We start from the raw sequence: 12,694 nt of genomic DNA, 5'->3' as shown, positions 1-12,694 counted from the left end.
CCCCTCGGGCGGCGCGATCGTCGCATTTCGGGCATCCGGCATCGGCGGCGGCACGGGCGGGCGAACCCGCTCCGTCGGGTCGGTGAACAGCCGGTGTGACCGATATCTCGTTAACCGAACGGGCACACTCCTGACACCACGCGGACGCCGCGGCGCGGTTTCCGGGTGAGTTCATCGGGTTCATGACAATCTCGTCCGTGCTGACAGCCCCGGCTCGACCGACGGACGCGGGGGTGGAAAGAGCCCGCTACGCCCTGGTCGTCTCGTCCGATGCCGAGCACCGGGAGGCCGCGCAGCGGCTGCGCTACCGCGTGTTCGCCGGCGAGCCCGGCTTCTCGATCCCCGACACCGGCACCGGCCTGGACGCCGACCGCTTCGACGAATTCTGCGACCACCTGCTGGTCCGCGACGAGGCGAGCGGCGAGTACGTCGGCTGCTACCGCATGCTGCCGCCGGACAAGGCCGCGGCCGCCGGTGGCTACTACACCGCCACCGAATTCGATCTGAGCGCGCTGGATCCGCACGGCAATCGGATCGTCGAGATGGGCCGCGCCTGCGTGCTGCCCGAGCACCGCAACGGCTCGGTCGTCACGCTCATGTGGGCGGGAATCCTGCACTACATCCAGCTCACCGGGCACGAGTGGGTCATGGGCTGCGTCTCGGTGCCGATGCGGGACAAGCCGGAGGACCCGGCCGGGGTGAATGTGCGCGGCGTGCGCGACCTGGTCATGGCCAAGCACGCGAGCGAGCGCCGGGTCCGGCCGTACAACCCGGTGGTCGTCGACGGGCTGGCGCTGGACGAGCTGCCCGCCCCGCGCCGCCCCAAGCTGCCGCCGCTGATGAGCGGCTATCTGCGCCTCGGCGCGGAGGTCTGCGGCGAGCCCGCGCACGACCCGGACTTCGCCGTCGCGGATTTCGTCGTGCAGCTGGGCCTTTCGACTATCAATACCCGCTACCTGAATCGGCTGCAGGACGCGGCCGCCGGCTTCGGAGGCTGATTGCCATGGTGACCGAGATCTTCGCCGCGCCGCAGGGGGCGGCTGTGCACTCCTGGATGCCCGCGAGTCCGTGTGGTTCGGGGTGTATCGATGAGGGTGAGCAGGTCGGGCGGGTTCGGGTGGCCGGGCGGATCGCCGGGGTGGCCGGGTTGCTGCTCAGCTTTCCGGTCGTGAACGGGGTGACGCCCGCCGGGCGGCGGGAGTCGGTGCAGCGGGGGTACGCCCGTGCCATGTTGAGCGTGCTCGGCATCCGGTTGTCGGTGGTGGACAACCGGGGCGTCCCGGAGGTCGGGGCAGCGGATGCGGCGCGGACGCCCGGCTCGGATATCGCGCACCCCGGTGCGGGCGGCGAATCCGGTCGAGCCGCGAAGCGGACGCGATTCGCCGAACCCGGCCGAGGCGCGCTGATCGTCGCGGGTCACGTGAGCTGGTCCGACGTGCTGGTGCTGGCGGCGGTACAGCCACTCGGCTTCGTCGCCCGCGCCGACATGCTCGAGTGGCCCCTGCTGGGCAAGCTCGCGGTCCGCATGCGGGTGATTCCCATCGAACGCGAGAGCCTCCGCAAACTCCCCGGCGTGGTCACGCAGCTCCGCGACCGCCTGCGGGCGGGCGACCGCGTCGCCGCCTTCCCCGAGGGCACCACCTGGTGCGGCCGCGCCTACGGCTCGCTCCGCCCCGCCCTCTTCCAGGCCGCCATCGACGCCGGAACCCCGGTCCAGCCGGTCCGCCTCGGCTACCGGGATCGGAACGGCGGCTCCTGCACCGTCCCCGCCTTCATCGGCGACGACGGCTTCACCACCTCCGCCGCCCGCGTCCTCCGCGCCCGCGGCATGGTCGCCGAGGTGATCCTGGAACCCCGCGAGCAGCCCGGCGACGACCGCCGCGACCTGGCCCGCCGCGTCGAGCGCGCCGTGCGCGGCGAGGGCCGGTCGACGCACGGCAGCTGGATCGAAGCCGGTTCGACCCGCGTTCAGGACCCGGATCTCGACGCCGCCGAGCCGGAGGTGCGCCGCCCGCGCCGCCTGCTCCCCGGCCGCCGCAAGGCCGCCGCGGCTCGGTGATCGACGGTGACCGCCGCCGATCGGCGGCGGTCACTACGGGGCGTTGATGGCGTCCCGCACGCTCGTCTCCCGATCTCCGAGGAACTTCGGATCGGGCCGCGTGAGCATGGCGATCGCCGCCTTGCTCGCCGCCAGCTGGTCCCGCACGTAGCACTTCCACCAGATCCCATTGCGCGGCTGCCCGCTGTCGGCGACACCCTCGGTCTCGATCCCCGCCGTCCGGCACAGCGCGAGGGTGCGCGGCATGCTGAAGTCCTGCGTCACCACGATGGCGCTCGTGACCCCGAAGATCTCCTTCGCCCGCACGCACGACTGGTACGTATCGAACCCCGCGTAGTCCAGCGCCACCTTGCGCTCCGGCACCCCGTTGCGCACCAGGTAATCCCGCATCACGGTCGGCTCGTCGTGCTCCGGCGTGCTGTTGTCCCCCGTCACCAGCAGCGCCTTCACCTTCCCCGCCGCCAGCAGCTCGCGCCCGATATCCAGCCGGGCCGCCAGGTACGGCGACGGCTCGCCGCGCTTCTCGTAGATCTGCGCCCCGAACACGATCGCCACATCGGCCGCCGGCACCGACGCCACCGTGTGGTCCGTCCCGGACCCGCGCCACCGCACCCAGCCGACCGCGCTCGCCGCCACCACGGTCACCGCGAGTGCCGAAATCGCTCCCACGCGCATGAGTGTCCGTGGCCGGAGCCACCTCCGCAGCGCGTCCCCTCGTTTCGTCATGGGACCAGTCTGCCGTCCGCGTGGCCTCCGATGAGGAGTTCATACGACCTGCGCCGGTCGGCCGGGTCGTAGATATCGGTCTTGACGATCAGCTCGCCGGCACCTGTCTGTTCCGCGAGTGCTCGCAGCTGTGGCAGCACGGTGTCTGCCGCGCCGACGAAGACGCCGTCCGGCTCGGTGTCCGGTCCCTGTGCCGCAGCGATTTCCGGGCTCATCAGCCGGATCGGCCTGCCCTCCCGCCGCCGGGCGACCTTCATGCGCAGCGGCCCGGCCAGCCAGTGCGCCCGCTCGTCGCTCTCGGCGACGATGGCCGCCACGCTCACCGCGACCCGCGGAGCCGGGCACAGGACGGAGGGGACGAACGCCTGGCGATAGGTCGCGGCAGCGGTGTTCAGCGGCGCCAGGTGGTGGGCGGCGGCGAACGGCAGACCGAGCCTCCCGGCCATCTCGGCGGTGTGGTCACCGCTGCCGAGCAACCAGATCTCGGGCCGATTGCCCGCGGCCGGCACCGCCGGGGCGCGGCCGTCCTCCGCGTCGAAGAGCTCGAGCAGTTCGCGCACCTGCGCCTCGAACGGAGTGGTCCGCTCCCCGCGCAGCCGATCGGTGACGCTGCGTGGCCCGCCGAGCGCGCGCCCGAGGCCGAGGTCGATCCGTCCGGGGTGCAGGGCCTCCAGGGTGCCGCACTGCTCGGCGACCACGATCGGAGGGTGGTTCGGCAGCATCACGCCGCCCGCGCCGACCCGGATCCGGCGCGTCACCGACGCGATTCGCGCGCCGACCACCGCGGGCGCCGCGCTGGCTACGCCGGACATCCCGTGGTGCTCCGGCAGCCAGTACCGGTGGTAGCCGAGGTCGTCGGCGAGCCGTGCCAGCTCGACGCTCTCCCGGAGTGCCGTGCCAGCGCTCGAGCCGTGGGTAATTGGGGCCGTGTCCAGCACCGACAGCCGGAGCTCGGGGTTCATGCCCGGGTGCTCAGGTCGTCGAGGGCGGCGACGGGCACGATCTCCCGTGCCGCGGCGGCCAGCTCGGGATCCACCGTGATCAGCGCATCGGCCTGCATCCGCGTGACAGCGAGGTACTCGGCCCCGCGCAGGCTGTCCCAGCCATGGCGCCGGGCGAGCTGCCACGCGGTGCGCCGGGACATCCGGTCGCCGAGCAGCCGCAGCTTCAGCGCGGTGATCCGCTCGTGGGTCGCGAGCGCCGCCGCTTCACCGCGGGTACCGGCGCGGACGTCGCGCAGCAGGAGCTGGAGTGCCTCCGAGCGGATCGAGTTCGGGGCGACGAGCCGGTGGCTCGGATCGATCGGGAGCTCGGCGTCCACGAGGTGCAGCAGGGTGACGGCGTCGATCACGTAGCGAGCCACGGCCCCAGCCTAGTGAGGCGGCGCGCTCGGCAGCGGGGAATAACGAGCGGAACGGGGCCGCTATCCTTTGATGGTCATGAAGTCGGCACAGTGATTTGTCCGATTCCCATCGCTCATCAAGATTGCCCGATACCACCCGTTTACGCAGGTAGACAGATTTCGGGCTTCCCGTGACTACCCAGCAGTTCCTGTCGTTCACCGACGCAACTCCGGCGCAAATCGTAGAAATTTCGTAATTCCTGTTAGCTGAATAGTTGCTTCATCGGTGGTGCTGCTGGCAGCCATCAGCTCTGCGGCTTCCGTTCACGAGGCGGTCGGTGGTGGCGTCTAGGGGTTCAGGCCGGAGCAGCGCTGCGATAGGCGGTCACGACCCCTGTGGGTATGCGGCCGCGGTTGGAGATGTCATGGCCGTTGTCCTTGGCCCAGGCGCGAATCGCGGCAACTTCGGCGCGCCGATCGCCGGAGTTGCGGGGTTCGATGCTCCGGTTGCGGGGGACTCTGCCGACACGGCGGGCGTGGGATGTCCACTGCTTGAGGAGGGTGCGCAGCTCGTTGGCGTTCGCGGTGGAGAGGTCGATCTCGTACGCGATGCCATCCAGCCCGAAGGCGACGGTTTCAGCGGCGGCCGAAGTGCCGTCGTAGTCGTCTACCACGGTCACCACTACTTTGCGGGCCAACAGAGCGCTCCTCGACGTCCAGCCGATACCAAGATCGAACGAGTGTACGTTGACGCTCGGGAATGAGCGGCGCAGGTTCGAGCCCCGGGCGGAGCACCTCGAACAGAGGAACGCGGACGACCTGCAGTTTCGCGCGGTCAGCTCCGAATCGAAACTGACTACGGGCTATACACAGGCCGGGCCGGGATCATGGTGCCTGAAATGATGCGTGGGGGTCAGGGGTTCGAGTCCCCTTAGCTCCACAGAAATAGCAGGTCGGGCCCGGTTATTGATCGGGCCCGACCTGCTTTGAAGTCCTGACCCCTCGCAAACCCCCCGTTTTGGGTGGGTTATCCAATTACCGCAGCCTGCAGATGCTCCAGCGGCGGTTCTGACGTATCGCAGCGGTCCGAGTGGCAGCAGTCGGCAGCGACCCACCACTGATCAGCCGCGCAGCTGTCAACGCCGCACGGGTAGGCAGGACCGAGTCTCCAATCACCGTGACCGGCCATACGGGTGCCCCCGTGCCTTGGCGCGGTGTCGTTCGGATTCCAAGACACTGACGAGCCCGCCGTCTCGATCGACGTCATCCCTTGAGCGCTTGAAGCGACAATCTCAGGCATCCGCCGGTGACACCCACAGCGGCTGAATCACGACCCGTTCATTTCATGCGTTCCTGAAGTGCATCGAAGAAAGCGGCCACTGTCGCTTTTGCGCCACTTTGAGCGAGCTCTTGCCCGCCGAAGCGGTAGACCTCGTAGCCCGCGAGTCTGAGCCGACGATCTTCGATCATCATCGTTGCGTAGCGGGATGGGTCAGCTATGCCGCGGTCATCTGCGTAATGTTGGCGGCCGTCGAGCTCGATGACAACCCGGTGACGATCGCTGAACAGCAGCAAGAAGTCCATCCGTTGCCTGGCCAGCGGTCCGGTTTCTGTACCTCTTTGGCGCAGCGTGTAGGGGTCGTAGTGGAGGTAGACCTGCGGGATCAGTGCTGGAATGTCGAACCCGAGCTTTGCATACCGCTCACCGTAGGTGGCGAAGATCAGTCGCTCGGCGTTGTTTCCGTGCAGGCTTGCACTCAGTCGGCGGTGCAGAGAGTGTCCCGCCGTCCGGTCGTCCTGATCTTCGAGACCTTCTCGGGCTCTCCACCATTCGATCAGATGCCGGAAGGTCAACCCCTCCGAGGGAAGGGGCTGGTCGTAGACGAGGCAGTACTCGGCGTTCTTGATGATCTGGATGTCGTTGTTGACTGCATCACGTAGTACGAGTTCCGGCTTGGGGCCGTTCGCCGCGAAGATGAGGTTCTTGACCGGCGCCCCTACTCCGCTACCTCGGTCGTATTCGGCCAGCAGTGCAGGCAGCACCTCGGTGCCCGTGTAGCCGTCCGCCACGATCCTGCGGGCCAGGGCGATCAGCTGATGGAGCGTCCAATCATCGGTGTAGGCCTGGATAAGGGCGCGTTTTGAGTAGGAGGAGTCCGAAGGTGAGTCCTCCTGTGTCCACGGCAACTTCAGCTCATCCGCCAGCACGACTTCCAGCGCTACGCGGGTGAACCCCATGAGTACCGACTCGATCGCTGCCCGCACGGTCCGTACCGAGACGGTAATCCTGTGCGGAACAATAGGAGGTGCGAGCCTCTCCGAAAAGGCCTGCCAGTCCATCATCACCTCATTGTCGCGGCACTGTCCGACACGACGAGGGGCTCAACCAGGCACGCGATGTCGGACAGCCTAGTTCCCCACGTCGGTTGGCAAGTCGTCAAACCCGCCTACACCCGCACTGGGACTGTGAGATCTCGAGGTCCATGTGGGGGTGTTGTCCGCGATCGGGTGGGTCGATCTCGGTGAGTACGTCGAGTGCACGAGCGGTTCGCAGGGCAAGGCTGCGGTCGTGGGCCAGGGGATTGTCGGCGAAACCGCGGCAGATCGCGCCGTGAGAGTCGAGGGTGCTGTGGCAGACGATGTGGCCTTCACTGGACAGGGTCTCGCGGACCAGCTCGGCGACGCGGCCGGGACGGAGGTCTTTGAGGTTGCCGGGCTCGAAGATGCAGGTGCTGCAGCGGCGCCGGCACACGCGGATCTGACCGTCGGCTGCTACCGAGGTTCCGTGGTTGTCGGTCATTGCTGTCCTCCAGGCGCTGATCGAGGTGAGGGCGTCGGCTGATTCGGGTAGGGACGTGTCACCGCGCCGAACGGGCGGTCGGGTCACTGTAGGTCGGTGCGGCGGGTAGTGATTTTCGTGATGGCTCGCTGGGCGGCGGGGCCGGGACATTCGAGGTCGGTGCGGCCGTGTGCGGCGGCTTCGGCGCCGGAGCCGAACAGCGGGACCGGCGAGGTGTAGTCGCGAGCGGCGTGGTAGGTGGTGTGGCTGATGTCGTTGCTGATCAGCGCGATGGCCAGGCCGAGGATGTCGGGGCCGTGGCAGCCGACCCAACCGGCGCACATCCGGGATCGGGCGCTGTCGGCGTCGTTTTGATGACACAGGAACAGCCGCTGAGGTTGCTCTTCCAGGGGCCGGTCGTAGTCGGAGAGCTTGTCGTACTCGGAGGGGTGCCATATCCCGCTGGGCACATCACTCCGGTAAGGGCAGCTGGTGCACGGTTTGGGCGCGGGCGGCCCGACCAGATCGGCGTTGGGGGGTGACGCCGGCGTTTCGGGGGCTGGGGGAGTACTGGTCATCGCCGTGCTTCCGCGTCAGGGTGTGGAGATGTGGGGTCGACCGGGTCGATGGTGGCGTGGCTGATTCCGGGGCCGCGGTGGGCAAGTTCGCGTAGGTAGTCCTCGACGGGCAGGATCCAGCCGACGGGCAGGGCAGGCTCGAAGTGGCGGGCGGTGACCCAGCCGGTGACCGCGACGGTGTCGGCGCGGAAGCCTTCGGCGCGCAGCGTGGTTGTGACCAGCCGGGCGACCTCGATGCAGTCGCCGTCGCGGGTCCGGTCAAGGCGTAGCTGTCCAGAATGGCAGTCACGGCTGGATCGACCGTATCGGGCCGGAATTCGCTCATGGTGGCGCCTCCTCTCGGATCGGGATTCTGCCAAGTGCTGGCTGTGCAGGCGAAACCTGATGCAGTCCCGTAACTTGGTGTCGGTCACCTGGCTCGCGTCCACGGTGTTACCGAAGAAATGCGTGACCACCAGCACGACTCGGTTCTCGAAATCGAGATCATCCACCGCGGATCCCCTGCTGAACCCATCAGAGCGAAGCACCTGCCCATGGTCGGTAGCAGCGTCGATCCTCACAAGTGCAGCAGCCACACCCCCACCGCGGTCGACCCTGCCACCGACGCCGACCTCGGATCGGTCCGGGGCGAGGCGCCTCGCCGCATACCGGCGCCGGATCGCCTGGGCAAACGCTAGCCGCAACGGCGGTGGGGCGATCGAGAACGCCGAGCGCTCGGCCGCCACCTTTGCCGCTGGTTAGTCGGCCGCCGGTGGCGCCGTGCTCGACGTGCTCACCACTGTCGCTGCGCGGGTCCGGAAGCTCTCCCTGGTTGGCGCCCGCAAGAACTCGACGCCGCCGTGGCTGCCTGGGGCGCGGTACTGCGATGCGCAGCCCGAGCAGCTGCCGCGCCGCGCCCGCGACCACCGCCCGGACTGCACAGTGCGGGGCGCGTCCCGACCTATGACAGGCCGGACACGAACCAGCCGGTGATCATCATTGCCGGGCGCGTCGTTGCGTCCAGGGCGAACTCGTCACCGATGCTCGGTCGCGGCATTTCCGCACGTCTGCGTGGTGCGTGTGCCTGCGGCCGCCACCGTATTCATTCGCCGCGTGGCGGCGGTTTCGTCTGGCCAGCGGGACACCGTTCACCCGGTGTGGAAGCTGTCCGGCTGGGGTCTACCTTGAAACCACAAACACCGTCACCGATTCTGGTCTCGCGCGGCAGCGAGATTGTCACGGGTGATCAGGGTGGAGGGGTGGTCGTCGCCCAGGACCCTGCGGCGGTCGGTGAGGAGCTGCTCGTATTCCTGGAGCGCGTCGCCGACGCGCCCCGCTTCCTTGTAGGCGCTGGCGAGGCTACCTCGGGTGGTCAGGGTGGAGGGGTGGTCGTCGCCCAGGACCCTGCGGCGGTCGGTGAGGATCTGTTCGTATTCTTGGATCGCGTCGCCGATGCGCCCCGCCGCCCGGTAGGCGTAGGCGAAGTTGTGGCGGGTGGTCAGAGTGTCGGGGTGGTCGTCGCCCAGGATCCGCCGCTTATCGGTCAGGACCCGTTCGTATTCGTGGAGCGCGTCGCCGATGCGCCCCGCCGCCCGGTAGGCGTAAGCGAGGTTGTTGCGGGTGGTCAGAGTGTCGGGGTGGTCGTCGCCCAGGACCCTGCGGCGATCGGCAAGGAGCTGCTCGAATTCCTGGAGCGCGTCGCCGACGCGCCCCGCCGCCCGGTAGGCGACGGCGAGCTGGTTGCGGGTGGTCAGGGTGGAGGGGTGGTCGTCGCCCAGGATCCGCCGCTTATCGGTGAGGAGCTGCTCGTATTCCTGGATCGCTGCGCCGACGCGACCCGCTTCCCGGTAGGCGTAGGCGAAGTTGTTGCGGGTGGTCAGAGTGTCGGGGTGGTCGTCGCCCAGGACCCTGCGGCGATCGGCAAGGAGCTGCTCGAATTCCTGGAGCGCGTCGCCGACGCGCCCCGCCGCCCGGTAGGCGCTGGCGAGGCTACCTCGGGTGGTCAGGGTGGAGGGGTGGTCGTCGCCCAGGACCCTGCGGCGGTCGGTGAGGATCTGTTCGTATTCTTGGATCGCATCACCGACGCGACCCGCTTCCCGGTAGGCGTAGGCGAAGTTGTGGCGGGTGGTCAGAGTGTCGGGGTGGTCGTCGCCCAGGACCCTGCGGCGATCGGCAAGGAGCTGTTCGTATTCCTGGATCGCATCACCGACGCGCCCCGCCGCCCGGTAGGCGACGGCGAGCTGGTTGCGGGTGGTCAGAGTGTCGGGGTGGTCGTCGCCCAGGACCCTGCGGCGGTCGGCGAGGAGCTGTTCGTATTCCTGGATCGCATCACCGACGCGCCCCGCCTCCTGGTAGACGTAGGCGAGCTGATGACGGGTGGTCATGGTGTCGGGGTGGTCGTCGCCCATGGCCCGATGGTGGGCGGTGTAGGTGTGTTCGGCGTGGGGGATAGCGCGTTGCAGGTCGGCGGCTTTGGCGAGCTGGAGGGTGACCCAGCGGCGGGCAGCCAACACACCCGATCGGGTGTCGGGATCGGGTGAGTGGATGCTGGTGTGTTCGGTGAGAGTGTCGATGTGTTCGACCAGCCGTGCTCCCTCGTTGCGGCGCCGGAAGGCCTCGCTGTCGTCGAACAGCCGGGGTTTGAGGACCGCGACAGCCGCCGCGACCAGGGCATCCAAACCGCCGGTGGTGGTGGCGTGTTCGCGGATCAAGCGGGCGGTGAGCCGGTGCATCACCAACACCCGGGCGTCGGTCGACCACGACAACAGCGACCCCTGCACACACCGGACGATCGCCGCCCCCGTGACAGGGTCCGGGTCGTTTTCGAGCAGGTCGGCCTCCACCCCGTCTGGGGACAACATCGCGATCACCCCGACCAGCCACCGCACCCGCCCATCCACAGCTGGGTCGCCGGTGGTGGCGGCGGTCTCGACCGCTAACCCCAACGCCTGATCCACCGCGAGGGGATGTCCACTACCCTGCTGACGCGGTAGCACGGCCGGAAGCGGTTGAGCGGACAGCAGATCCTGGTACCCGGAGTAGTCCAGACGGCGGGTGGTGATGGTGGCCGCGGCCGCGGCCAGGGCCAGCGGCAGATCCCCCACCGCCTCGGCCAGGTCGTCGGCGCCGGCCGGGTCATCGAGCCCGGTCGCGGCGTGCAGGTAGCCGACCGATTCCGGTCGCTGGAACCGGTTGCGGCGTCGACCAGAGCACCGAGGCCGGTGAAGCCGCGCTCGGTGCTGGTGATCACCACCCGCACCTCGCCAGTGGTAGGCAGGAACTCGGGCAGGAAGTCCGGGTCGGTGGCGTTGTCGAACACCAGCAACCCCGACAGCTCCGGGCTGCTGTTGAGATGGTTACGCAGCCGCCGCGCCGACACCAGTGAGTCACCCGTGGGGTCGGCCACTCCCAGCGAGTCGGCGATCTCGGCGAGCCCGGCCAGGGCGCTGTCGCGGGTTTCCGCGCCGATCCAGCCCACCAATCCGATATCCGGGTCGGTCATGGCCTTGCGGGCATAGGCGGCCGCGACCTGAGTCTTACCCGCCCCACGCATCCCGCACACCACCACCGCTACCCGCTGCCGGCCCAGGGCATGGTGCACCTGTTCGATCTGCGCGCGTGACACGAAGTACGGTGCCAGATGGGGGATTGCGCCCACCACCAGTCCACGCACCTGAACCGGAACGGGCGGTGGCGGGCTGTGCCAGTGATGGTGGACCGTGCCAATCTCGGTATGGTCACCGATCCGGGCGCTGAAGTCGCGTCCGGCGGTCACCCGGTCCAGATCGACCAACGGGACCGGGGCGGGAGGTGGAGCGGGTCGCCGCCACGGCCACCAGCGGCGGGAAGGCGGTGGGTTCATGGGTGTGAGGCATCACCGCGGTTGTCGGTGCCCTCGAAGGTCATGTCGCGCCCGGCCTGCAGCCGCCGCCCCCGCACACCGGGACCAGGGCCGTGGACCTGACCGATCCGCATGTCCCGGCCCGCGCTCGCGTCCTCGACATCGACCCCCACCGCGGGCTCCGGCGGCACGGGGGTCGGGGCGGGGGGCTGGGCGGCGAGCTGCAGCCATAGCGACGTGCCGAACGCCGCGACGGTCAACACCGCCACCGCCACCCACGCCCACACCGCACCACCGTCGGTCGCGACGTTCACCGCCACCGCCAGCCCGGAGGTCACCACCGCGGTCGCTGCTGTGGGCACCGCCACCTTGCGCACCGCCTGCCACGACACCGCCACACCGACCTCCCCAGGCCACGAAAGTTCCCCTGATCCTCACACACCATTCCAGTCCACATCGACTGCCCCGCAACCCCTTACACATCCTGGACGGTCGCTCAACAACACTACGACCAGCACTGCACTACCGGAACCGGCAGGGGAAGTCGCACCGAATGTCGGTCGAACAGCCGACAGTCCAGGCAGCATCACGAGGCTGAGCCCCGGTTCCGCAGTTGGGGTGCGGTCGCGAGTGGAGACTTCGTGCCCATTGTCCTTGGCCCGGGACGGGATGCCCGCGAGGTATGGCACCGCGTGGCTGCTCCGGCAACGTGGGTGGCTTGGGCGCGGCCCAACTGTCGCTGGGGCCGGGACAGGCTAAGTCGTTTCTACATCCTTGGATTCTGGAGCGGCCGGACGATTGCGGCAGTGAGGACCACAAGACCTACAACAGCTTCTCGGGCAGTAGCGGCTCGGTGACCTGGGCCGATGAGACGATCAGGTGGTCCGGGTGCGGTGGTTACGCGTAAGCGCGGGCGTTCGTGCAGGTCGAGGTGGTGACCGAGGCGGTCACCACCTGGGTGACGCTGTGGGGCCAGCCCTGCAGCATCGGGGTGTACTTCGCCCGCAGCACCCCCGGGATGCGGTGGGCGAGATCGCGCGGCCATGCGGCGCTGGGTCGGTTGCAGCATGGCGCTGCTGAGGAGGCTGGTGCCGAGGGGGTCGCGAGCAGCCTTGCGAGGTCGGCCCGCCTCCCTCTCCACGCGTCGCAGGTTCGTGCCCTTGGCAGGACACGCAGAACATGGGCAACCGGGAAACGCCTGGTCATTGCTAGTTCGTATCCGATCTGACCCTTCATGGTTCTGCGGTACCAGTTCAGCGCGCTGACTGACAGCGATCTGGTCTGGGATCTTGGCCAAGTAGGTCAGGCCCGGTACAAGACCGGGCCTGACCTACTTCAGTGGCTCGCCCCCGCGCCTGGCCACCTCGTCGCCGGGTCTTGCGAGCGAGGC

General features: G+C 68.7%; 14 protein-coding genes. 3 read left to right on the top strand and 11 right to left on the bottom strand.

From position 1 onward, the window contains the following. Window positions 1-182: 182 nt before the first annotated feature. Complete coding sequence (locus AB0H71_RS31940; protein WP_357028573.1) at window positions 183-998, top strand: GNAT family N-acyltransferase; 816 nt, start codon at window positions 183-185, stop codon at window positions 996-998. Window positions 999-1,003: 5 nt separating this feature from the next. Next, window positions 1,004-2,059, top strand: a complete 1,056-nt coding sequence (locus AB0H71_RS31935; RefSeq protein WP_357028570.1) for a lysophospholipid acyltransferase family protein — start codon at window positions 1,004-1,006, stop codon at window positions 2,057-2,059. A 33-nt stretch (window positions 2,060-2,092) separates the two neighbouring features. Here the strand turns inward: AB0H71_RS31935 and AB0H71_RS31930 are convergent, their stop codons facing one another. The 11 genes from AB0H71_RS31930 to AB0H71_RS31880 form a co-directional block, all read right to left on the bottom strand. Continuing rightward, window positions 2,093-2,728, bottom strand: a complete 636-nt coding sequence (locus AB0H71_RS31930; protein ID WP_357028567.1) for an ElyC/SanA/YdcF family protein — start codon at window positions 2,726-2,728, stop codon at window positions 2,093-2,095. Window positions 2,729-2,781: 53 nt separating this feature from the next. Beyond that, the gene (locus AB0H71_RS31925) at window positions 2,782-3,747 is read right to left on the bottom strand and encodes an LLM class flavin-dependent oxidoreductase (RefSeq protein WP_357028564.1); all 966 of its coding nucleotides are present in this window, start codon (window positions 3,745-3,747) and stop codon (window positions 2,782-2,784) included. Beyond that, entirely contained in the window at window positions 3,744-4,148 is a 405-nt protein-coding gene (locus AB0H71_RS31920; RefSeq protein WP_357028561.1) for a hypothetical protein, read from the bottom strand. Before AB0H71_RS31920 ends, AB0H71_RS31925 begins: the two co-directional genes overlap by 4 nt. Window positions 4,149-4,483: 335 nt before the next feature. Beyond that, a complete protein-coding gene (locus AB0H71_RS31915) occupies window positions 4,484-4,825 on the bottom strand; it encodes an Lsr2 family protein (RefSeq protein WP_357028558.1) in 342 nt (113 codons plus the stop codon). A gap of 640 nt (window positions 4,826-5,465) precedes the next feature. After that, entirely contained in the window at window positions 5,466-6,470 is a 1,005-nt protein-coding gene (locus AB0H71_RS31910) for a hypothetical protein (protein WP_357028556.1), read from the bottom strand. A 94-nt stretch (window positions 6,471-6,564) separates the two neighbouring features. Next, entirely contained in the window at window positions 6,565-6,927 is a 363-nt protein-coding gene (locus AB0H71_RS31905) for a hypothetical protein (RefSeq protein ID WP_357028553.1), read from the bottom strand. Window positions 6,928-7,010: 83 nt separating this feature from the next. Continuing rightward, on the bottom strand, window positions 7,011-7,484 hold the full coding sequence (locus AB0H71_RS31900; RefSeq protein WP_357028550.1) for a DUF6283 family protein: 474 nt from the start codon (window positions 7,482-7,484) through the stop codon (window positions 7,011-7,013). Next, window positions 7,481-7,975, bottom strand: coding sequence for a hypothetical protein (locus AB0H71_RS31895; RefSeq protein ID WP_357028547.1), 495 nt, complete (start codon window positions 7,973-7,975; stop codon window positions 7,481-7,483). The genes AB0H71_RS31900 and AB0H71_RS31895 overlap by 4 nt, the downstream gene beginning before the upstream one ends. A gap of 690 nt (window positions 7,976-8,665) precedes the next feature. After that, the gene (locus AB0H71_RS31890) at window positions 8,666-10,420 is read right to left on the bottom strand and encodes a tetratricopeptide repeat protein (RefSeq protein ID WP_357028544.1); all 1,755 of its coding nucleotides are present in this window, start codon (window positions 10,418-10,420) and stop codon (window positions 8,666-8,668) included. After that, window positions 10,399-11,256 carry a hypothetical protein gene (locus AB0H71_RS31885; protein WP_357028541.1) on the bottom strand — a complete coding sequence of 286 codons (858 nt, stop codon included), beginning with the start codon at window positions 11,254-11,256 and terminating at the stop codon, window positions 10,399-10,401. Before AB0H71_RS31885 ends, AB0H71_RS31890 begins: the two co-directional genes overlap by 22 nt. Before the next feature lie 65 nt (window positions 11,257-11,321). Then, complete coding sequence (locus tag AB0H71_RS31880; RefSeq protein WP_357028538.1) at window positions 11,322-11,702, bottom strand: hypothetical protein; 381 nt, start codon at window positions 11,700-11,702, stop codon at window positions 11,322-11,324. A gap of 284 nt (window positions 11,703-11,986) precedes the next feature. Here AB0H71_RS31880 and AB0H71_RS31875 point away from each other — a divergent pair, with 284 nt between their 5' ends. Continuing rightward, window positions 11,987-12,211, top strand: coding sequence for an MspA family porin (locus AB0H71_RS31875; RefSeq protein ID WP_357028536.1), 225 nt, complete (start codon window positions 11,987-11,989; stop codon window positions 12,209-12,211). Window positions 12,212-12,694 lie beyond the last annotated feature (483 nt).

It is taken from the genome of Nocardia sp. NPDC050697 (genome assembly GCF_040654395.1).
In the GTDB taxonomy this organism is placed as follows: domain Bacteria; phylum Actinomycetota; class Actinomycetes; order Mycobacteriales; family Mycobacteriaceae; genus Nocardia.
Note: the sequence above shows the minus strand (reverse complement) of the source record. Positions and strands in the feature narration are given on the sequence as shown.

Bases quoted from the DNA above. Each gene is read 5' to 3' on its own strand.
- AB0H71_RS31940 (WP_357028573.1), top strand. From the start codon at position 183: ATGACAATCTCGTCCGTGCTGACAGCCCCGGCTCGACCGACGGACGCG.
- AB0H71_RS31935 (WP_357028570.1), top strand. From the start codon at position 1,004: ATGGTGACCGAGATCTTCGCCGCGCCGCAGGGGGCGGCTGTGCACTCC.
- AB0H71_RS31925 (WP_357028564.1), bottom strand. From the start codon at position 3,747: ATGAACCCCGAGCTCCGGCTGTCGGTGCTGGACACGGCCCCAATTACC.
- AB0H71_RS31910 (WP_357028556.1), bottom strand. From the start codon at position 6,470: ATGATGGACTGGCAGGCCTTTTCGGAGAGGCTCGCACCTCCTATTGTT.
- AB0H71_RS31905 (WP_357028553.1), bottom strand. From the start codon at position 6,927: ATGACCGACAACCACGGAACCTCGGTAGCAGCCGACGGTCAGATCCGC.
- AB0H71_RS31900 (WP_357028550.1), bottom strand. From the start codon at position 7,484: ATGACCAGTACTCCCCCAGCCCCCGAAACGCCGGCGTCACCCCCCAAC.
- AB0H71_RS31875 (WP_357028536.1), top strand. From the start codon at position 11,987: ATGGCACCGCGTGGCTGCTCCGGCAACGTGGGTGGCTTGGGCGCGGCC.